Genomic DNA, 20132 nt, shown 5'->3' with positions numbered 1-20132 from the left:
GAGTCAGGCTTTTGAAAATGTATAGTAAGTATACTACTGGCAAATCCATAGGCAGGCGGCTCCGAAACTGATGCTTCGTGCATGATGATGGTGCATATGAGCCATTGTGCCTTTCATTGTTGCAAATATACAAACCCATACCCGAATATCAAGAAATAGTGGGTACAAATCTCTTTAAAGCAATGATAGGGTATTTTAGATATCAGGTTTTCGCTTATTTTTGGAGTATGAAAAAGATATTTATACTAGCTGGTGTGTTTGCTGCAACCATGGCACACGCACAACAGCGCATGACACCCGAACTGCTCTGGAAACTAGGCCGGGTATCTGCCGAAACAGTTACACCAGACGGAAAGTCGGTGATATATGGCGTGAGCTACGTTAACATGGAGGAGAACGGTAGCGAGCGTAACCTGTACGCTATCCCGGTTAGCGGTGGCCAAGCTACTCAGCTTACCACAACCAAAGGAAGTGAAAGTGTCGTGCACATAGATAAAGCTACTGGCACTATAGTATACCTACACAAAGGCCAGTTGTGGCAGCTAGCCAATGGCAAAGGTGAACCTAAGCAGTTGACTAATGTTGAGGGCGGCCTGAGCAATGTACGCTTCTCTCCGGATGGAAAACACCTGCTGTTTACCCGTGAGGTGCAGATAAAGCCTATGCACAGCAATGAGCGCCACCCGGAACTGAAGAAAGCCAACGCATACGTGTACGACGACCTGAACTACCGCCACTGGGATACTTGGGAAGACGGCAAGTTTCAACATGTATTCTTTGCAACTTACGATAATGGTAAAGTAGGCAATGCTACTGATATTATGCCGGGTGAGCCTTACGATTCGCCGCAGATGCCTTTTGGCGGAAGCGAAGACGTGGTCTGGAGCCCAGACAGCAAAAGTATACTTTATGTGAGCAAGAAGAAGTTCGGAAAGAATTACGCTGTTAGCACCAACACCGACATATACCGCTACGATATCGCCTCTGGCAAAACAACCAACCTTACCGAGGGTAACTTAGGTTACGACACTTCCCCTGCCTTTGCACCAAACACCGCCAGACTTGCCTGGTTAAGTATGGACGAGGACGGCAACGAAGCTGACCAGAATGAACTAATCGTACTAGATAGCAAGACTGGCAAAAAGTATAACCTGACCAAAGACTGGGACGAAACGATAAACTCGTTTACCTGGAGCAACGACGGCAGCAAGATATGGTTTGTAGCGCCTACCAAAGGTACTATCCAGCTTTATGAAATCGCGTTACCAAAAGACCTGGGCAAGTTCTCGGCTAAAAGTATAAAGCAGGTTACCAAAGGCCAGTTCGATGTGAACGGTATCGTGGGCCAGTCTGGCAATAACCTGATTGTGTCGCGCACCGACATGAACCATGCTGCTGAATTGTACCGCCTCGATACTAAAACCGGCCAGTTGACACAGCTTACTACTGTTAACAACGAAGTATACGACAAGCTGGCCCTAAGCAAAGTGGAGCCACGCGTTACAAAAGCCAGCGATGGCAAAGACCTGTTCTCGTGGATAGTATACCCTCCGGACTTCGACCCGAACAAAAAATATCCGACACTGCTTTACTGCCAGGGTGGTCCGCAGTCTGCGCTTACGCAGTCATACTCTTACCGCTGGAACATGCAGTTGATGGCTGCAAACGGTTACATCGTAGTGGCACCTAACAGACGCGGTATGCCAGGTCATGGCGAAGAGTGGAACCGCCAGATCAGCGGCGACTGGGGTGGCCAGCCTATCCGTGACTATTTAGCAGCTATCGATGATGTTGCCAAAGAAGCTTATGTAGACAAAGACCGCCTGGGTGCCGTGGGTGCCAGTTACGGCGGTTACTCAGTGTTTATGCTGGCGGGTGTGCACGAAGGCCGTTTCAAGAGCTTTATCTCGCACAACGGTTTGTTTGACATGCGCAGCTGGTATGGCACCACCGAGGAAATGTTCTTTGCTAACAACGAACTAAAAGGCCCTTACTGGGAAACCAAATCGCCGCAGACTTACAAGGAGTTTAACCCAATTGAGCATGCCAACAAATGGAACACCCCCATCCTAATCGTACAGGGTGGCCGAGATTACCGTGTAAGCATTGAGCAAGGCTTACAGGCTTTCCAATTGGCGCAGTTAAAAGGCATCAAGAGCAGGTTATTATACTTGCCGGAAGAAAACCACTGGGTATTAAAACCACAGAATGCCATTGTTTGGCAGCGTGAGTTCTTCAACTGGTTAGATGAAACCCTGAAGCCAAAAGTAAACTAAAGTATAAAAGCCCGGTACAGTTTTGTATCGGGCTTTTGTTTTTTGGGACCTCGCAGCGTGCGCAGCTCCTGCGAGCGTCTAAGAGTTTCCAATAGGTGAATTTTGAATGAGCGGATGAGTGAATGAGCGAATCTTATATTATAAGCTCTCTATCTCTCTAACTCAAAAGACGCTCGCAGGACCTTCGGACGCTGCGAGGTCTAATTCAGGCTAAGATTAACCCACCCCTAGCCCCTCCCAAGAGGGGATTTTTGTAGGTGTAAATAGATTCCCCTCTTGGGAGGGGTTAGGGGTGGGTTTACATAATATTTCGAACAACGAATAACGAATAACGAATAACGACCAACCAACAGCGAAACCTAAAAGCTTTCCCTTAACTCATAAGCCTGCCGCATTCTCTTGATCATCCGTTCTGATTCCCAGAAGTTAACGGTTTGCTGTGCATCCGAAAATGCTTTTTCTGGCGTTTGGTGCGTTTCGTAGATAACGCCATCTGCCCCGGCCATTACAGCGGCCAACGACATTTGCTCCACATAATCGCGTAGTCCAATGCCATGCGATGGGTCCACGATTACCGGCAGGTGAGTTTTCTCTTTCAGCACAGGCACGGCATTCAGGTCCAGCACGTTGCGGTAGGCGCCTTCGTAAGAGCGGATGCCGCGCTCACAAAGCATGATCTTTTCGTTGCCATGCGAGAAAATATACTCTGCGGCTTGTAGCAATTCTTCCAATGTGCCAGAAATCCCGCGTTTCAAGAGCACAGGTTTTTGGGCTTCTCCAAGAGCATCCAGCAAGTTAAAGTTCTGGCTGTTGCGTGCCCCCACCTGGAACACATCCACGTACTCCATCATCTCCTCAATCTGCGACACCTGCATCACCTCGGTTATGATTTTGATGTCGTTTTCGCGACAGATGCGGTGAAACATCTTTAGGCCATCCATTCCCATCCCTCTGAAAGCATAAGGAGAACTGCGCGGTTTAAAAACACCACCCCGCATAATACGCACATTGTTTTCCTTCAGGTGTGCCACCACGCTTTCGATCTGAGCCTCGCTTTCGATAGAGCACGGGCCTGCCATAATACTAAAGCTGCCCTCGCCTACCAATACGCCATCGCCAAGGTCGATGTGGGTAGGCGCTACGCGCCACTTGCGCGAGATCAGTTTATACTCTTCTGATACCCGGTGAATATCTGCCACTCCGGGCAATTGACCAATGTGGCGAATGTCGAACTCCTTTTTGCCGATGGCTACCAGGTAATGCGCTTCCTGTGTGATGACCTCGTTGGCCTTGTAACCTATTTCCTGCACCTGTTTCAGGATATTCTCCTTCAGGTCTGCCGGAATGCCTTGCTGCAGTTGTATGATCATGTTAGTTTTTGATGCTTTGGATGAATGATGAAATATTTTGCTGCAGGCTTCCCTCCTGCTTCAGCGCTTTTACAAAAGCACTGCCGATAATGGCTCCGCTGGCGTGGTTGCAGGCTTGTTCAAATGTGTCGCGGTTGTGGATGCCGAAGCCAATGATACCCGGATTTTGCAACTGCATGTTGGTTACCCGTTCAAAGTATACCTGGCTCTGCTCTGCTAAGCCTACTGTTTTGCCTGTGGTAGATGCCGATGACACCATGTAGATAAAACCATTGGTATGGCTGTCAATCTCACGGATGCGAGCCTCAGGTGTTTGCGGTGTGATCAGGAAAATCTTGCTAAGGTTATACTTCTCGAATAGCTCCTTATATTCCTCTACATACTCCCGCAAGGGCAGGTCCGGAAGTATGATGCCGTCAATGCCCACCTCGGCGGCTTTATGGCAAAATCGCTCCACGCCATACTGCATTACAGGGTTCAGGTAGCCCATCAACACCAGCGGTATCTGCGTTTTCTGACGAATATCTTTCAGTTGCTCGAACAGTTTGGAGATAGTCATTCCATTCTGTAGGGCCACGGTACTGCTGGCTTGTATGGTAGGTCCGTCGGCCAATGGGTCTGAAAAGGGCATGCCCACTTCGATCAGGTCAACGCCGTTTTTCTCCAGTTCAAGTATAATTTCCTCGGTATCGTCGAGACTCGGGAAACCGGCCGTGAAGTATACCGAAAGTATATCCTCTGGCTTTCGGGCAAATAGGTTTTTGATTCTGTTATTCATCGAAATGGAAGTGCTTGAGGTAAGTAGAAAGGTCTTTGTCGCCACGGCCGGACAGGTTAATGATCACAATCTCGTCGGGTTTGGCCTGTAGACGCTCCAGAACCGCCAGTGCATGTGCTGTTTCCAGTGCCGGAATAATGCCCTCTAGTCGGGTAAGTTCCAGTACCGCCTGCAGCGCCTCGTCGTCCGTTGCACTTTCGAAACGGGCTCGCTTACTTTCGAATAAATGTGCGTGCAACGGCCCAACACCAGGGTAATCCAGACCTGCAGAGATGGAGTATGGTTCGGTTACCTGTCCGTCCTCAGTCTGCATTAGAAGCGTGCGGCTACCATGAATAATACCGTCACGACCAAGAATAGACGTAGCCGCCGACTCACCGGAATCAACACCTTTGCCAGCTGCTTCAACTGCTACCAGTTGCACATCAGGCTCATCCAGGAAATGGTAAAAAGCCCCAGCTGCATTGCTGCCACCACCCACGCAGGCCACCACATAGTTGGGTAACTCGGTGCCTTCCTTCTCAAACAACTGGGCCCTCATTTCTTCTGAAATTACCGCCTGGAAACGTGCCACCATATCCGGATAAGGGTGCGGGCCTACCACGGAACCGATGATGTAGTATGTGTCCTCCGGGTTGTTAATCCAGTCACGGATAGCCTCGTTGGTGGCATCTTTTAACGTTTTACTTCCACTAGTGGCGGGCACAACATGCGCGCCCAGCATTTTCATGCGGGCAACGTTCGGGGCCTGGCGCTCAATGTCCACCTCCCCCATGTATACAATACACTCCAGCCCCATCAAAGCGCAAACCGTAGCCGTAGCCACGCCATGCTGCCCGGCACCGGTTTCGGCTATGATGCGCTTTTTACCAAGACGCTTTGCCAGCAAAACCTGCCCAATGGTGTTGTTGATCTTGTGCGCGCCGGTATGATTCAGGTCTTCGCGCTTCAGGTATACTTTGGTGTTATATTTTTCGGATAGACGCGGCGCAAAGTATAGCGGTGTTGGCCTGCCCACATAGTCTTTCAGCAGCAACTGCAATTCCTCCTGAAAGCCCGGCTCCTGCATTATGCGCAGGTAGTTCTGGCGCAGTTCCTCTACATTCTGATACAGCATCTCCGGGATGTACGCCCCACCAAACTTGCCGTAAAATCCTTTTTCGTTAACGTGATAATTCATGTGTATTTAGTTAAAAGTTAAGAGTTATGAGTTAAAAGTGTTTTTCAAGTTGTACATCCAACTCGGTTCTTAACCTTTATTATTTAAAATTTCAAAAATTAATCTCTGCCGCAAGTTTAGCGGAGCGTAACTTGTGGCTGTGCTTGATGCAAGTTTGTAACTGGCTTTCTGCGAGAGCAGAAAAGGGTACTTTAGCAGAATGATACTTTATAGCATATTGCTAAAGCATGAAGTATAGTCTCTGCTACTACATCCCTTGCTTTTTCAAAGCAAAGCAGTTGAAAACTGCTGCCATACTTAGCCACAAGTTACGCTCTGCTAAACTTGCGGCATTAGCCTTCTTACTTATTCCTTACAAGCTCAAATAGCTTCTTAAGCTCCTCCACATCCTTCAACCCCGGCTCTAGCTCAAAGCCGCTGTTTACGTCTATGGCGTAGGGTTTGGGCTTAACCTTTTCAAGCTGTTTACTATTTTCGGTGTTGATGCCACCGCTCAGGAAGTATGGTTTTGGAGAGAGGTAGCCTTTTAGCAGTTCCCAGTCGAAGGGGAAGCCGTTGCCTCCATATTCCTGGCCTTTAGTGTCGAACAGAAAATAGTCGGCTACATTTTCATAGAGCAAAGTGTTCTCAAACACAAACCTGTCATCCACCGAAAACACTTTGATCACCTCAACTCCCAACTGCTTAACGTCATTGCAAACCTTCGGCGACTCACTGCCGTGGAGCTGCACCGCATCCAGTTTATACTTTGCAACAGTGGCTTTTATACTTTCAATGGGGGCATTCACAAACACGCCTGTCTTTTTGATGCCAGATGGCAATGCAGCCAGCAACTCAGGCGTAATATGCCCCTCAGCGTAGCGTTTAGAGCCCTCATAAAAAATAAAGCCCATGTAATCCGGTGAAAGCGCTGCCACCTTCCGAATATTCTCCGGGTCGCGCATGCCGCAAACTTTAATTTTCATCGTTTTTGAGCTTATACCTAAACCAGTTGTTGCTCCTGTTTCTCAATCAGTTGCTTAAACTCTTTTATAAAATTGGCAGCAGCGCGTTCCGGTCGGCTGTTGTACATAAAACTCTCCCCGATCAGGAAGCCGTTAAAGCCCGCCTCACGCAGTTCCAGCAATGTTTTAGGGTTACTGATGCCACTCTCTGATATTTTCGTGATTCCGCTAGGGATATACTTCGCCATTTCAAATGATGTGTTGATGTCAGTCACGAAGTCTTTCAGGTTGCGGTTGTTCACGCCTACCACGGTTACATCTTCGCTTAGGGAGGCATCCAGCTCTTCCTTATCCCGCACCTCGAGCAGTACTTCCAAACCAAAAGAGCGCGCAAATGTTGCCAGTTCTTTCAGGCGAGCCGGATCCAGGGCTGCGGCTATCAAAAGTATGGCATCTGCCCCGATCGATTTGGCTTCAATGATCTGGTACTCGTCCACGGTGAAGTCTTTGCGAAGAATGGGGCAATAGTTATACTTTCGGGCTGTGGTCAGGTCTTCGTTTTTGCCACCAAAGTATGGCCCATCGGTAAGAACAGACAATGCCGAAGCGCCCGCCTGCATGTAACCGATTGAGGTGCGCTCCACAGAAACATAAGGGTTGATGTCGCCGCGCGAAGGGGACTTACGCTTGATCTCGGCAATAATACCGCTTTTGTCGGGCCGCAGCAGGTATCGCTCCAGCGAGATGGTTGGTGTTTCAAAGTATAAACTCTTCTCAAGCAGTTTAGCCGGGTACATTTCTTTGCGTTCTGCTACTTCTTTGTATTTATTGGCGATGATTTCGTCTAAGATATTCATATTGTTGAATTTACTTCCCCCTAACCCCCTCCTAAAAACAGGAGAGGGTATTTTAAGGAGACTTTTGTATGGATAATTAAATTATAACTTCTGTAGGACTTTTATAAAGTAAATGATAGCAACCTTCTTGCATTCCCCCTCCTGTTTTTAGGAGGGAGCCAGGGGGAGGTCCACCAGTTTTTTGTCATTAATTAAGCTCTGGAACAAGGAATAAGCCTTGCCTGATTCGAGTGTTTCTTTGGCTATACTTACTGCCTCTTTTAGGTCTAATGCTGGGTTTGCGCAATGCAGGGCCATGCCAGCATTGGCTGCTATTACGGCTGTTTGTGCGGTTGTGCCCTCTCCTTTCAGCACCTGCACAAAAATCTTTGCTGATGATGCCACGTCCTGCCCTCCTCTGATTTGCTCGTGTTGTAGTGTAGGCAAGCCAAGTGCCGGTGCATCCAACAAGGCTTCGCGGTTATCCGAAATTACTTTAAACGGACTGGTAAGGGATATTTCGTCGTAGCCATCCAAGGTATGCAGTATAGTATAGCGCGTGTCAGTTTGTTGGTACAAATAGCCGTACATGCGGGCCAACTCCAGGCTGAACACGCCGACCAACTGCCTTTTCGGGAAGGCTGGGTTGACCATTGGCCCAAGCATGTTAAAGAAGGTTTTCACACCCAACTCTTTGCGGATAGGGCCAACGCTTTTCATGGCCGGATGGAACAGTGGTGCATGCAAGAAGCAAATGTTATACTTCTCGATGCTGCGCTCCAAGGCATCTGTATCGGTGGTAAAATTTATACCCAAGGCCTCCAGCACGTTAGACGATCCACAGGATGACGAAACGCCATAGTTGCCGTGCTTGGCCACAGCCACCCCGTTTGCAGCCACCACAAAAGAGGCCAGCGTCGAGATATTAAAAGTGTCCTTGCCATCGCCGCCAGTGCCACACAAGTCAATTGGGTTGTAGGCATCCAGGTCTACGCGGTGGCAAAGGGCCAGCAATGCATTTCTAAAGCCTTCCAGTTCCTCAACAGTAATGCTGCGCATCATAAACACCGTTAAAAAGCTGGAGATCTGGCTCGGATTATACTTGCCAGCCGCAATGTTTACCAGCACCTCCCGCGCCTGCGCTTTGCTCAGCGTTTTATGTTCGAATAAATGGTTTAGTATGTCTTTCATTCTTAAAAAGATTTAAGACTCAGGACACAAGACATAAGACTGGTTTTTGTGATTTGAATAGTCTTATGTCTTGCGTCTGACATCTTGTGTCTACATTTCCAGCCAGTTCCTTATCATTTCCTTACCATGCTCTGTCAGCACTGATTCGGGGTGGAACTGCACGCCGCGTACTTTGTGTTTTTTGTGACGCATGGCCATGATGTTGCCGTGATCGTCTATGGCGGTTGGCACCAGGCAATCGGGGAGATTACCCTCCACAAGCCAGGAGTGGTAACGTCCGGTGGAGAATTGCTTTGGCAGGTTTTTAAACAAGGACTCTTCTTCGCAAACTACCTGAACTGGCGTAGCCACACCATGCCATACTTCGTTGCTGTTAAGCAGTTTGCCACCGTATACTTCACCTATTGCCTGATGGCCGAGGCATACACCAAACAGGTCTTTGGTAGGCCCATAAGTATGAATGATCTCCTTCAGAAGGCCAGCCTCATCCGGAATACCCGGCCCGGGAGAAAGCATGATCTTATCATACTTGCCTACCTCATCCAGCGTCGTTTTGTCGTTTCGCCGAACGGTTACCGTGGTCCCAAGTTCCTGCAGCAGGTGTACCAGGTTATAGGTAAATGAGTCGTAGTTATCGATTACCAGAACGTCCATGTTAGTTTATCTCCTGTGCTAATTGTAAAGCGCGGCGCAGCGCCATTAATTTATTGTCTACTTCTTGCAGTTCGCTTTCCGGTTCTGATGCCGCCACAATGCCTGCACCCGCCTGAAAGTATAGTTTGTAGTCTTTGCTGAGGAAAGAGCGGATCATGATGGCGCTGTTGAAATTGCCGTTAAAGTCGAGGAAGCCAATGCAGCCACCGTAAAAGGCACGGTTGGTAGTTTCATACTTGTCTATCAGTTGCATGGCTTTGTGCTTGGGCGCACCGGAAAGCGTGCCTGCTGGAAAAGTGCTGGCTACCATTTTGAGCGCATCCTTCTGCGTGTGTAGCGTACCCGACACCTTGGATACCAGGTGGATCACATGCGAATAAAACTGTATTTCCCGGAAAGTCTCTACCTTAACGTTGTGGCCGTTGCGGCTCAGGTCATTGCGGGCCAGGTCTACGAGCATCACGTGTTCGGCGTTCTCTTTGGAGTCAGCTAAGAGCTTCTCTGCCAGCGCTGCGTCTGCGGCATCATCACCAGTCCGTTTAAATGTACCCGCAATCGGAAAAATGCTGGCCTTCTGATCTTTTATGACCAATTGCGCCTCCGGCGAAGAACCGAATATCTTAAAGCTGCCATAATCGAAGTAAAACAAGTATGGCGAGGGGTTTATGGAACGCAGGGCACGGTACACATTAAACTCATCTCCCTGAAAGCCCTGTGCAAAACGGCGCGACAGCACCAACTGAAACACATCGCCCCGGAAGCAGTGCTGCCTGGCCTTTGCAATATTCTCCAGAAAATCCTCCGCAGAGATGTTGTGCTCTTCTTCTCCGTCGGTTCTAAAAGTATAGCTCGGGATGTTGCGGCTGTTCAGCAGCGCCTCCAACTGGGCAATCCCATCATCATCGCCCTGGTTGTAGTTATGCGCAAAAATGTAGGCTTCGTTGGTGAAGTGGTTAATGGCAATAATGTGGCGATACACGGCATAGTACAGGTCCGGAATCTCGGTGCGTCCACTGCGCATAGTCAACTCCACGTCCTCGTAATAGCGCACGGCATCGTAACTCATGTAGCCAAACAACCCGTTATGGATAAAGTTGAAAGCCTTATTTTCCTGTACCTCGAAGCTGCCTGAAAAACGGCTTAGCAAGGTGGGCACATCGGTATCCTTTGTAATAGCTGTCGTTCTTACCTGTCCATCCGGAAACGACTCCGTCAGCAGTTCATCCTCTGCTTTTATACTTGCCATCGGGTTGCAGCAGATATAGGAGAAGCTGTTTTCGGCACCGTGGTAATCTGAGCTTTCGAGCAGGATGCTGTTCGGGAATTTGTCGCGCAGCTTCAGGTACACGCTTACCGGTGTAAGTGTATCGGCCAAAAGGCGTTTAAAAGTGGTGGTTAGTTTATACTTGTTCATGTTTGCAAATGGGATAAAACAAAAAGGCCTGCTGTTCGAAGTGAACAGCAGGCCTTTGATACCTTTGACTTAATGCTATAGTATTACTTCATACTGGGCATAAAATGGCTGTTCACGATACATTTTGTAACGTGCCACCACCATGCCATATGAAGATTTTGAATCATTGTTTTATATAAGTTGAGACATTTCTTGTTTGTCCTGTTGCAAAAGTAAGTGCTTAAACAACAACTGCAAATTTTTTTCTAACTTTATTTATTCCGAGGCTAATTCTGCCGGCACTAGTTTCGATTTACTTTTAAGTACCAGTTGCTCCTTAGCATCTTCACCACATGTATTTTTAATGAGCGCTTCATAAAACCAGACACACTTGTCTAAAACCTCCATCGACAGCTTCTCATTTACGTTGTGTATGAGTTTAGCTGACTCCCTGTTAACCACCTGTGGGGCAAATCGGAAAATATGCGTTGTTAAGTTGGTATAGTGCCTCGAATCTGTAGTTCCCGGAAAGAGTGCGGGCACAACATAAGCACCCGGAAAAACATCCTCGATAGAGTTTTGCAGTGCGGCAAACAACCACGTGTTGGTTGGGGTAACCGGCGAAGGCGGCGTATACTTTCCAAACACCTCTATCTCCACCCGCTCATCCGCAATGCTTTCCTGCACATGCTTTATAGCCGTGTTGATGTCCTCCCCATTAAGAATCCTGATATTTATGATAGCGGAGGCCACCCTGGGAAGCACATTATACTTCTCGCCGGCTTCCATCACGGTAGGCGTCATTTTGGTTCTGATAAGCGCATCCGTTGCCTGGTCCTTAGCCAGCATTTTCAGTATCCGGCCTTTAAACAAGCCATAATGGCGCACGGCAAATTTATACTTGCCCCCCATTTTATCAGCGAGTACGTCCAGCGTTTGCCTGGTGGTTGGAATCAAGCGGGGCTCGAAAGGGTGTTGATGCAGGTTTACCAGTGCCTGACTTAAAATATCAATGGGGGTTTGATTGGGCGGCACCGAAGAATGACCTCCCTCACCCCGCACCGATAAGCGAAGATTTAAATTGCCTTTTGCCGCTGTGCCTACCAATGCGAGTTGCTCATTCACGCCTGGCAACACATCTTCAGTTACGGACAAGCCTTCGTCAAACACGGCCTCTAACTTTACGCCTCTTGCCTTCAGCAATTCGCTAATCTTACCGGCTCCGTTATATCCCCCGATCTCTTCATCATGCCCAAAAGCCAATAATATTGTCCGGTCTGGCCTGTAACCGCGCTCTAATAATTGCTCCACAGCTTCCAGTATGGCAATCACCCTGTATTTGTCGTCCATAGACCCACGCCCCCAAACATAACCATCCTGCACCTGGCCCTCGAAAGGTTGCTGTTTCCATTCATGTCGGGTGGCCGCCTCTACAGGCACTACATCCAGGTGTGCACTTATCAGGATAGGTTTAAGCAATGTATTTTTACCGGCCCAGGTATAAAGCAGGCTGTATTCATTAACGGTTTCCTGTTGCAGGTGCTGGCTTACCAACGGAAAAACCTGCCCCAGATACTGGTGCAATGCCAGAAACTCTTTCCCGTTTTGGTCGTGCCCATTTGTAACCGAAATTGTTTGGTAAGAGATTGCGCCGGCCAGTTTTTCCGCAACCACTGCCTTTCGCACAGGAAACTCACTTGTAAATAAAAACTGCGCAAAAACACTCTTCATGGTTACCAACAAGCACAAGATCAAAAAAACGAGTAGTTTATGCAGCATAAGTATAACAGCTAACAGCAATAAAGGCAGGCTTAAACGAGGTAGTTATACTTTGGTTTTAAATGCCCTCTTGCAGATGAGAATTACATACAGTTATCCTTTATGATTACGTTTATAGTCTGTTATGGTTAAAAAGCAAAATGGCTATATAGCTCAGTATCTTAACCATACCAATGTTAAAACATTTTTTCAATAAAGAAACTCAGAAAACGGTTGCTTGCTAAGCGGTTAGATTTTAGATTTGTTCCCCATTCCATCAAAAAAAGTGTAGTTAATATTGATGAGAAACGAGCTATTATACCGCGACGATCACATTGCCATTGAGTATAACTCGATATGCGACTGGATCTATGTGAACTGGCGCGGATACCAAAACTATGATTCTGTGGTGGCAGGCTGTAACAAAATGCTGGAGCTGATGAAATCACATGCCTGTTACAAGATCCTGAACGACAACACGCATGTCGAGGGACAGTGGTCTGCTGCGTCTAAGTGGGGAGGTAATGTGTGGTTTCCGGAAATGCGACAGGCAGGACTGCAGTGGTTTGCCTGGGTTTACTCACCTAGCATGTTCAGTCGCCTATCTACGGATAAAATGGTGAAGTACACGCCAAACCCGGAGTTTCTGCAGGTATTCGATGACATTGACCTTGCAATGGACTGGCTGCGTTCCAAAGTATAAAGTGTAAGAATGTAAATAATTAAAAAGGGAGCCTACTAAAGCTCCCTTTTTAATTTTATAGTATACCCTTTGTACTTGGGATTGTCGTATCATGAATGTCCCGCTCAACAGCCATTTTAATGGCACGGGCAAAGGCCTTAAAGATCGCCTCTATCTTATGGTGCTCGTTATCTCCTTCAACTTTTACGTTCAGGTTAGCTTTGGCCGTATCTGAGAAAGACTTAAAGAAGTGGAAAAACATCTCGGTTGGCATATCCCCTACTTTCTCACGTTTAAATATAGCATTCCACACAGACCAAGGGCGTCCACTGAAATCTATTGCTACCTGGGCTAGCGTTTCGTCCATGGGAAGTATAAAAAAGCCATAGCGGCTAATGCCACGCTTATCACCGAGGGCCTGCAAAAATGCTTCGCCTAGTGCCAAACCGGTATCTTCTACAGTATGGTGTTCATCGATGTGCAGGTCGCCCTTTACCTGTATATTCAGATCAATTTTAGCGTGCTTTGCCACCTGCTCCAGCATATGGTCAAAAAAGCCAAGACCGGTGTGGATGCTCATTTTGCCAGAGCCATCTAAATTAAGATCAACCTGAATGTCTGTTTCGGAGGTGCTGCGGCGCACACTGGCCGTTCTTCCAGTGCGCTGCTGTTTCAGAAAAGTATAAATCTCATCCCAATCGGAAGTGCTAAGGGCTGCGCCCTCTGCTGCTTTGCCACCGATGAAGATGGCTTTGGCACCAAGGTTTTGCGCCAGTTTCACATCGGTTTGCCTGTCGCCGATCACGTAGCTGTTGGCAAGGTCGTACTCGCCAGCCAGGTAGTTCTTCATCATGCCGATGCCTGGCTTGCGTGTTTCCAAGCCTTCGTGCTCAAAACTACGGTCAATCAGGATCTCGTCGAACTTAATACCCTCACTTTCCAGAATCTCCAGCATCTTGTTCTGATACGGCCAGAAAGTATGCTCGGGGTAAGAATCTGTGCCAAGGCCATCCTGGTTGGTAACCATTACAAACTCATAATCCATTTCGCGGTAAATACGCGCCAGGTTAGTAATGGACTTCGGTAAAAAGGCAAACTTCTCAAAAGAGTCTACCTGAAAATCGGTCGGCGGCTCTACCAGTATGGTGCCGTCCCGGTCTATAAAAAGTGCTTTTTTCATATATTTAAGATAAAAGACATAAGACACAGGACACAAGACTCTTGATTAATAATCCTGTGAAAGTCTTACGTCTTGTGTCTTTACTCTTGTGTCTTATACTCTGCTATCGCTTTTAACAATTCCTGATTCTCTTCCAGGGTGCCAACCGATATGCGAAGGCAGCCTTCACAGCCTTTCAGGCCAGACCTGTTTCTAACTACTATTCCTTTGTCCAACAAGAATTTATAGAGCCCGTTTGCATCCTTTACTTTAACAAGTATAAAGTTGGCGTCAGAAGGATACACAGCCTCTACTGCTTGTAGCGTTGGTAGCGCCTGCATGAGTAGCGTACGCTCCTGCACGATCTCCTCCACCATGTCTTTCAACACTTCGGTCTTGTCGAGGGCTTGAAGTGCCAGTTCCTGCGTTACTTCATTCACGTTGTAAGGCGGCTTGATTTTATCCAAAACAGCAATTAGCTCAGGCGACCCATAGGCAACACCCAAGCGCAGGCCGGCCATCCCCCAGGCTTTGGAGAAAGTCTGCAAAATCACCAGGTTCGGGAATTCTTCCAACCGCGTGGTCCAGCTTGGCGAATCTGAAAAGTCAATGTATGCTTCATCAATAATCACCAATCCGTTAAAGCTTTCAAGTATGGCTTCAATGCTTTCCGGGGCGATGATGTTGCCGGTGGGATTGTTGGGAGAACAAATGAACAGCAGCTTTGTCTCTGATTTTATACTTTGCAGCACTTCTTGCACCGGTAACTGGAAATCCGCAGTAAGCTGTACCGTATCGATACGCACATCATTCAGGTTAGCAGAAACCTCGTACATGCCATAGGTAGGCGGAAAACAAAGCAGCGCATCTGTACCGGGAGTGCAAAATGCACGCAGCAGCAGGTCAATGGCCTCGTCGCTGCCATTTCCCAGGAAGATATTCGCGGGCTTTACGCCCTTTACTTCAGCCAGCAGTCTCTTGAGCATTTTCTGGTGAGGGTCCGGGTAACGGTTATAGTTCTCGCCGGCCATACTTCCCAGGCTGTTCTCATTTGCATCGAGGTAAATATTGGCTATCCCCTTAAACTCGTCCCGGGCAGAAGCATAAGGCTTCATTTTGAGCACATTCGGACGTATTATACTTTCTAACTTAAACATTGTTGATCTCCTTTAACCTGATAGAAACTGCATTTTTGTGTGCCTCCAGGCCTTCTGCGGCAGCCATTACCTCTACGGTTCTGCCAATCTGCTGCAAGCCTTGCTGGCTGATGTGCTGGAATGTGATCTTCTTCACAAAACTATCCAGGGAAACGCCACTATAAGAACGGGCATAACCATTGGTAGGCAAAGTATGATTGGTGCCAGAGGCATAATCGCCGGCAGATTCCGGGGTATAATTACCCATAAAAACAGACCCTGCATTCACAACCCCCTCGGCTATATTTTTAAAATCCTGAATGGCAAGTATAAGATGCTCAGGGGCATATAAGTTAGAGAATTCCAACATCTGCCTGGTATCCTGCAGCACTATGCCCATGCTGTTTTGCAGTGCCTGTGTAGCAAATGCCTCACGCGGAAGTTCAGAAAGTTGTTTCTCCAGCTCGCGTATAACGGCATCCAGCACCGCCTCAGAAGTAGTTAACAACACCACCTGCGAGTCGGCGCCGTGCTCTGCCTGCGAAAGAAGGTCTGCGGCCACAAAGGCAGGGTTGGCAGCTTCATCGGCCATTACCAAAACCTCCGAGGGACCAGCCGGCATATCTATGGCCACTCCTGCCCTGCTTACTAATTGCTTGGCCACAGTTACGTATTGGTTTCCCGGTCCGAAGATCTTACCAACTGCAGGCACGCTTTCTGTGCCGAATGCCATGGCGGCCACAGCCTGTGCACCGCCCGCTTTTACGATACGCTTTATACCCAGCAGATTTGCCGTGTAAAGTATGGCAGGGTGAATGCTTCCGTCTTTGGCCGGAGGTGTGCAAAGTATAATATCCTGGCAACCTGCCAGCTTAGCAGGCACACCCAGCATCAGTAAGGTAGAGAACAGTGGCGCGGTTCCACCCGGAATGTATAAGCCCACTTTCTCGATAGCCACGCTCTTACGCCAGCACAATACACCGGGCATGGTTTCCACTGGTTTTACAGTCTCGGCCTGTTGCGCATGGAAAAGCTGAATGTTACTGTAAGCCTGAAGTATAGCTTCTTTCAATTCCGGGGACACCAGTTTATCGGCGACCGCCCTTTCATCATCAGACACCAACAATTGCGTAAGCCGTACCCCGTCATACTTTTCGGTTAGCTGCAATAAGGCTGCGTCGCCCTGCTCCTGCACTAACTTAAAGGTTTGCTTAATGCCAGGCTCAAGGTCTTCCAGGTCTTTCACCGGACGCTTTACCAGCTCTTGCCAGGTACTGATATCAGGATTTATGAGTTTGCGTATCATTTGATCATTTTTTCTATCGGTACAACCAAAATACCTTCAGCTCCGGCATCCCGTAATTTTTCGATGATCTCCCAGAAGTCATCCTCGTTCACTACCGAGTGCAGCGAACACCAGCCTTCTTCGGCCAGTGGAAGTATAGTTGGCGATTTTATACCCGGCAATAATTTAGAGATGGTCTCGATCTTATTGTTTGGCGCATTTAGCAAGATATACTTGGCACGCTGGGCACGCTGCACCGCATGAATTCGGAACAACAGCTTCTCCAATACCTCCTTTTTCTCATCCGAAAGGTTCTGGTTGGCAATCAGCACTGCCTGCGACTTAAACACACGCTCCACTTCTTTCAGGCCGTTGCTGATAAGTGTGCTGCCAGAACTCACAATATCGCAGATCGCATCGGCCAGGCCTATACTTGGCGCTATCTCCACAGAACCGCTGATAGTATGAATATGTGCCTGTATGCCTTTTTCATCCAGAAAAGACTGCAATAAGTTTGGGTAAGACGTGGCGATGTTTTTTCCGGCCAGGTCAGAGATGTCGTCGTAATCCGCTGATTTAGGCACAGCCAGGGAAAGGCGGCATTTGGAAAAGCCAAGTTGCTCCACAGCCAGTTGTTGCATGCCTTCTTCTACCAGCACATTCTCCCCCACAATGCCAATATCGGCCACGCCATCAGCCACATACCCCGGAATATCATCGTCGCGGAGGTACAGTATCTCAAGCGGGAAGTTGGTGCACTCTGTCTTAAGTTTTAAGCTGCTGTTTATAAAGGAAATACCGCATTCCTTTATCAGTTTTAAAGATTCCTCACTAAGTCTGCCTGACTTTTGAATGGCAATACGAAGCATAAGTATAAGTTTTGTTGAAAAGATAAAACGGAAGTATGCCTTGCAGAGATGCAAAGTATAAACGGGCACAACACCCACGGGGGCCATATGGTTATTATATTCCTCTTACGAGGAATGATGGATGTGATGGAAATGCACAGTAGAGCCGTGAGCAACAGGCGTTGCGCAGGAAGAAAGTATGATATGGCTCTTTGTGATGTTCATTTCTCGGCTGTAAAGGTAATAGCTTTTTCTTGCAAACTAAAAATTCGCGAAAAAGTTTTTTGACCGGCAAAATTTGCCAGCCTTACAAGCAAAGCGCCGGCCCCTTTCAGGAACCGGCGCTTTGCTTGTAAGGCTGGCAATGAAACCCAAAGTTTATTTCTTCAGGATCATTTTTATACTTTGTGATCGAGAGCTTGTAACAAGTCTGGCAATATAAATACCCTCTGCCATACTTCTGCCATCCACCTCGAATTCATAAAGTTTGTTGGCCTCGGCCACCCCTGCACTCACCTTCTTCACCAAAGCACCCTTCACGTCATACACTTCCAACGCATAGCTTTCCTCTTTGTCAAAAGAGAAGGCAATGGTAGTTCTGTCGGAGAAGGCGTTCGGATAGTTGTAGAAGGTTGATGGTTTTTCAAGTTGTGGCTGAGATTCAGCAGTTAGCTTGCTGGTGGTTGAGCCACCTTTGATTGGCTTGTTAGGATCATGTACAACGATAGAACCACCTTCAATTAAAGTACCAGGTTCATATGTAGATAAATCTTCAGATCCTAATGTGCCATATTCATTGTCGTATACAACATTAGCTTCATTTGTACCTTGCCATATCTTGATCCTGAACTTATCTCCATTGGGTTTACCCTTAACTTCACCATCAGTGGCATAAATCATAAATCCAAAGTCTCCAACTACACCTTTGATTTTACCAACCCCCTTATATTTAGCTGTGGCTCCAGAAACTACTAACCATTCATAAGAAGTACTATTGAATTCCAGATTCCCAGCCTTGAATTGAAATTGAGTATCACCAGTAGGTTCAGACTTACCTTTAACGTATTTAGATACAAAACCAAAGTTAGCAGTACCGCCGTCTCTCATGTATGTACAGCTAGGACACTCAACTGTTGAAACAGCTGGGGATTTAATCCATCCTCCTCCAGTTACAAATGAACCGTTAGGATCATAAATTGGCAAATATTCTGTAATTGATGAGCAACTAGTATAGTCAACAGAAACTACAATAGGATAAACGGAAGTGTTGGCAAAACTTAAGTTAAACAGAGCAAATCCTCCATCATCAGTTACTGCTGTTTTTGAACCACCACTAAAAGAAGGATGGGTAATTCTAACTGTAACATTAGCAACAGGATCCGATCCATACATTACTTTTATTCTGACGCTAAATGGTGTATTAATCGACTTTGGAAATCTTAATTCAGATGCGTCAATTGTTGTACACGGTATAGGTAAAATCTCAAATGTAACTGGACTGCTTGTCCCACTATTGTAATTATTGTTACCAGCAAAATTAGCAGTTACACGATAGATACCGATTTCAACAGGCACAGAATTCATTGCCACCCAATTCAATCCATCTTTATGCTCATAAGTTAAAGTTACAGCAGGGCTTAGTACATCACTAGCTCCGCCAACACCGGTTGCAGAACCGCTACCTACTTTGGCTCTGCCATCAAACTCCAGGTTGCTGGCAGCCCGAGCCGTAACGTTTGGAGATGCCTTGTCGATGGTGATGGTACCGTTTGCTGCTGTAAAGCTGTAGTTAACTGAGCTCAGGCCAGTCACTACAGGAGTAATGATTACTCCGGATGTACCGGCCCCTGTGGTGGCAGTGTAGCTAGTGGTGTAGCTCACCGATCCGCTGATCACAGAAGCGCCCTCGCTATTCACGAAGCCTGATGGTGTATAGCTACCAGCACCGGTCACCGCACTTGCCAGTGTACCGTAAGCCACACTCTGGTTGCCGGCAGTAATAGTCAGCACCTTGGCCGTGATGGCACCAGAAGATGACAGGTCGGCCATGCTGTAGTTCGAAGCCTTGCCGCCGTTGGTGCCGTCAGCTAGGGCGTAAGAGATCATCGTGGCTTTGTCCGTGCCTACGTTGGCATTGCTATAGTTGCTGGCAGATGGCGTGATCACCAGCGTTTCAGTTCCCACAAGGCCTGTTACCGTGCCCAGTGTTACCGTGCCGGTAGCCTCAGAACCATCATACACCTTAGGTGCCACGGTGGAGGCAGCCGTCAGCGCCTTGGCCGTAATATCAGCTGTCGTAGTGGCTACTGAAGTCAAGGTGTAGTTGCCAGCATCAGTGCCAGCAAGAACTGCACTTGTCAGAGTCACTGTCTTGCCTGTACCCTTGTCTTTGGTGTCAAAAGAAGCTGTGCCGCCAGACAGGCTCACATTATCTGTGCTCACCGCACCTACCAACTGAAGGTTAGTAGCGGCGGCAGAAGTGTTGCCATCATATATTTTATTGGAAGCAGTGAAGGTTCCTGTGAGGGCTCTTGCCGTAATCGCACCGGTGTTGTTGGCTGCGTAGCTGATGCTGTAGTTATTGCCGTCGTTGCCGTCGTTGATCACAAGACCTGTTGCTGTCAACACTTTGGCTGTCCCTA

The 20132-nt window shown here is 47.7% G+C and carries 16 protein-coding genes; 2 read left to right on the top strand and 14 right to left on the bottom strand.

Going from position 1 to position 20132, the window contains the following annotated elements; all coding sequences use genetic code 11:
- Nucleotides 1-227 precede the first annotated feature (227 nt).
- Nucleotides 228-2276, top strand: coding sequence for an alpha/beta hydrolase family protein (locus AC4BAP_RS10410; RefSeq protein ID WP_490582581.1), 2049 nt, complete (start codon nucleotides 228-230; stop codon nucleotides 2274-2276).
- A 359-nt stretch (nucleotides 2277-2635) separates the two neighbouring features.
- On the opposite strand, the gene AC4BAP_RS10405 is transcribed toward AC4BAP_RS10410, so the two are convergent.
- The 9 genes from AC4BAP_RS10405 to AC4BAP_RS10365 form a co-directional block, all read right to left on the bottom strand.
- The gene (locus AC4BAP_RS10405) at nucleotides 2636-3646 is read right to left on the bottom strand and encodes a bifunctional 3-deoxy-7-phosphoheptulonate synthase/chorismate mutase (protein WP_490582580.1); all 1011 of its coding nucleotides are present in this window, start codon (nucleotides 3644-3646) and stop codon (nucleotides 2636-2638) included.
- A 1-nt stretch (nucleotide 3647) separates the two neighbouring features.
- Nucleotides 3648-4424, bottom strand: coding sequence for a tryptophan synthase subunit alpha (gene trpA, locus AC4BAP_RS10400; protein ID WP_490582579.1), 777 nt, complete (start codon nucleotides 4422-4424; stop codon nucleotides 3648-3650).
- The gene (trpB, locus tag AC4BAP_RS10395; RefSeq protein WP_490582578.1) at nucleotides 4417-5604 is read right to left on the bottom strand and encodes a tryptophan synthase subunit beta; all 1188 of its coding nucleotides are present in this window, start codon (nucleotides 5602-5604) and stop codon (nucleotides 4417-4419) included. Before trpB ends, trpA begins: the two co-directional genes overlap by 8 nt.
- 341 nt (nucleotides 5605-5945) lie before the next feature.
- A complete protein-coding gene (locus tag AC4BAP_RS10390; protein WP_490582577.1) occupies nucleotides 5946-6569 on the bottom strand; it encodes a phosphoribosylanthranilate isomerase in 624 nt (207 codons plus the stop codon).
- Between the two features lie 17 nt (nucleotides 6570-6586).
- Entirely contained in the window at nucleotides 6587-7405 is an 819-nt protein-coding gene (trpC, locus tag AC4BAP_RS10385; protein ID WP_490582576.1) for an indole-3-glycerol phosphate synthase TrpC, read from the bottom strand.
- A gap of 147 nt (nucleotides 7406-7552) precedes the next feature.
- Nucleotides 7553-8575, bottom strand: coding sequence for an anthranilate phosphoribosyltransferase (gene trpD / locus AC4BAP_RS10380; protein WP_490582575.1), 1023 nt, complete (start codon nucleotides 8573-8575; stop codon nucleotides 7553-7555).
- 90 nt (nucleotides 8576-8665) lie between these two features.
- The gene (locus AC4BAP_RS10375) at nucleotides 8666-9229 is read right to left on the bottom strand and encodes an anthranilate synthase component II (protein WP_490582574.1); all 564 of its coding nucleotides are present in this window, start codon (nucleotides 9227-9229) and stop codon (nucleotides 8666-8668) included.
- Nucleotide 9230: 1 nt separating this feature from the next.
- On the bottom strand, nucleotides 9231-10643 hold the full coding sequence (locus tag AC4BAP_RS10370) for an anthranilate synthase component I family protein (protein WP_490582573.1): 1413 nt from the start codon (nucleotides 10641-10643) through the stop codon (nucleotides 9231-9233).
- 255 nt (nucleotides 10644-10898) lie between these two features.
- Nucleotides 10899-12353 carry a M20/M25/M40 family metallo-hydrolase gene (locus tag AC4BAP_RS10365; RefSeq protein WP_490582572.1) on the bottom strand — a complete coding sequence of 485 codons (1455 nt, stop codon included), beginning with the start codon at nucleotides 12351-12353 and terminating at the stop codon, nucleotides 10899-10901.
- A gap of 328 nt (nucleotides 12354-12681) precedes the next feature.
- Here AC4BAP_RS10365 and AC4BAP_RS10360 point away from each other — a divergent pair, with 328 nt between their 5' ends.
- Nucleotides 12682-13083, top strand: coding sequence for a hypothetical protein (locus tag AC4BAP_RS10360; RefSeq protein ID WP_490582571.1), 402 nt, complete (start codon nucleotides 12682-12684; stop codon nucleotides 13081-13083).
- Between the two features lie 55 nt (nucleotides 13084-13138).
- Here AC4BAP_RS10360 and hisB read toward each other — a convergent pair whose 3' ends face one another.
- From hisB to AC4BAP_RS10335, 5 genes are all read right to left on the bottom strand, one after another.
- Nucleotides 13139-14242 (bottom strand): bifunctional histidinol-phosphatase/imidazoleglycerol-phosphate dehydratase HisB, encoded by a 1104-nt coding sequence (hisB, locus tag AC4BAP_RS10355; protein ID WP_490582570.1) that lies wholly within the window; start codon nucleotides 14240-14242, stop codon nucleotides 13139-13141.
- Nucleotides 14243-14322: 80 nt separating this feature from the next.
- Entirely contained in the window at nucleotides 14323-15378 is a 1056-nt protein-coding gene (gene hisC, locus AC4BAP_RS10350; protein WP_490582569.1) for a histidinol-phosphate transaminase, read from the bottom strand.
- Nucleotides 15371-16663, bottom strand: a complete 1293-nt coding sequence (gene hisD, locus AC4BAP_RS10345) for a histidinol dehydrogenase (protein WP_490582568.1) — start codon at nucleotides 16661-16663, stop codon at nucleotides 15371-15373. The genes hisC and hisD overlap by 8 nt, the downstream gene beginning before the upstream one ends.
- Nucleotides 16660-17511 carry an ATP phosphoribosyltransferase gene (gene hisG, locus AC4BAP_RS10340; protein WP_490582567.1) on the bottom strand — a complete coding sequence of 284 codons (852 nt, stop codon included), beginning with the start codon at nucleotides 17509-17511 and terminating at the stop codon, nucleotides 16660-16662. The genes hisD and hisG overlap by 4 nt, the downstream gene beginning before the upstream one ends.
- Nucleotides 17512-17868: 357 nt before the next feature.
- The coding region (locus AC4BAP_RS10335; RefSeq protein ID WP_490582566.1) for a YDG domain-containing protein at nucleotides 17869-20132 on the bottom strand (2264 nt) is incomplete at its 5' end.

It is taken from the genome of Pontibacter sp. GD7 (genome assembly GCF_058216375.1).
This window is presented reverse-complemented; position numbering and strand designations above follow the sequence as displayed.

Coding starts and splice junctions, on each gene's coding strand:
- AC4BAP_RS10410 (WP_490582581.1), top strand. CDS start 228: ATGAAAAAGATATTTATACTAGCTGGTGTGTTTGCTGCAACCATGGCA.
- AC4BAP_RS10405 (WP_490582580.1), bottom strand. CDS start 3,646: ATGATCATACAACTGCAGCAAGGCATTCCGGCAGACCTGAAGGAGAAT.
- trpA (WP_490582579.1), bottom strand. CDS start 4,424: ATGAATAACAGAATCAAAAACCTATTTGCCCGAAAGCCAGAGGATATA.
- trpB (WP_490582578.1), bottom strand. CDS start 5,604: ATGAATTATCACGTTAACGAAAAAGGATTTTACGGCAAGTTTGGTGGG.
- AC4BAP_RS10390 (WP_490582577.1), bottom strand. CDS start 6,569: ATGAAAATTAAAGTTTGCGGCATGCGCGACCCGGAGAATATTCGGAAG.
- trpC (WP_490582576.1), bottom strand. CDS start 7,405: ATGAATATCTTAGACGAAATCATCGCCAATAAATACAAAGAAGTAGCA.
- trpD (WP_490582575.1), bottom strand. CDS start 8,575: ATGAAAGACATACTAAACCATTTATTCGAACATAAAACGCTGAGCAAA.
- AC4BAP_RS10375 (WP_490582574.1), bottom strand. CDS start 9,229: ATGGACGTTCTGGTAATCGATAACTACGACTCATTTACCTATAACCTG.
- AC4BAP_RS10370 (WP_490582573.1), bottom strand. CDS start 10,643: ATGAACAAGTATAAACTAACCACCACTTTTAAACGCCTTTTGGCCGAT.
- AC4BAP_RS10365 (WP_490582572.1), bottom strand. CDS start 12,353: ATGAAGAGTGTTTTTGCGCAGTTTTTATTTACAAGTGAGTTTCCTGTG.
- AC4BAP_RS10360 (WP_490582571.1), top strand. CDS start 12,682: ATGAGAAACGAGCTATTATACCGCGACGATCACATTGCCATTGAGTAT.
- hisB (WP_490582570.1), bottom strand. CDS start 14,242: ATGAAAAAAGCACTTTTTATAGACCGGGACGGCACCATACTGGTAGAG.
- hisC (WP_490582569.1), bottom strand. CDS start 15,378: ATGTTTAAGTTAGAAAGTATAATACGTCCGAATGTGCTCAAAATGAAG.
- hisD (WP_490582568.1), bottom strand. CDS start 16,663: ATGATACGCAAACTCATAAATCCTGATATCAGTACCTGGCAAGAGCTG.
- hisG (WP_490582567.1), bottom strand. CDS start 17,511: ATGCTTCGTATTGCCATTCAAAAGTCAGGCAGACTTAGTGAGGAATCT.